Source organism: Pelomicrobium sp. G1, from assembly GCF_051905455.1.
In the GTDB taxonomy this organism is placed as follows: domain Bacteria; phylum Pseudomonadota; class Gammaproteobacteria; order Burkholderiales; family UBA6910; genus Pelomicrobium.
The window spans coordinates 1-569 of sequence record NZ_JBQACR010000076.1; the positions used below are offsets into that span (position 1 = coordinate 1).

Genomic DNA, 569 nt, shown 5'->3' on the forward strand with positions numbered 1-569 from the left:
CGGGGATCGGTGTATTGGTCAACGACGCGCCAGCGGGAAGCGAAACGGGCGGCTTGGGTGGGGGACATGCCTTTGCCGCCACTCTCGAGCGCAGTTAGAAAATTATCCAGTGGAATACCGGGATACAGATTTTCTGCATACGCAGCAAGGGCAAGCTCGGCCTGCTTCAAGTAATCTGCGATTGTGTTCATCTGGTTTCTTCCTTATAAAAAACTGATAACTCAAGCCCTGGCTTTACCGGCGAAACCTCTGGACAAATGAATGACGATGGATGCCATGGGCCTTGGATATCTCCACCACCACGGGCGTATCTGATCGACTCTCCCAGGACCTTCCCGTCACTGCGGCGGATAATTCGATGTATAGTTCGCGTTATTGTTGGGTCACTAGTTCGAAGATAGACAATTTCTCGTTCGTAATAATATTCATCATCCGGGTTTGCATCTCTCTTGGCCGGCAAACCCACGCCAGTGTACTTATCAAACTCCTCCACCGGCAGCTTCACCTGCTCATAGACCCGGATGCCGCCGTCGATGGCGCAGAGCCTCCTGACCTCCGCATCGAGCGCC

General features: G+C 53.3%; 2 protein-coding genes. Both read right to left on the reverse strand.

The window, feature by feature from the left end; genetic code table 11:
• A partial coding sequence (locus tag ACTFO6_RS17510) for a hypothetical protein (protein WP_439935710.1) occupies positions 1–191 on the reverse strand: 191 nt, incomplete at its 3' end.
• On the reverse strand, positions 188–569 hold a 382-nt coding region (locus tag ACTFO6_RS17515; protein WP_439935711.1), incomplete at its 5' end, for a hypothetical protein. The genes ACTFO6_RS17515 and ACTFO6_RS17510, both read right to left, overlap by 4 nt.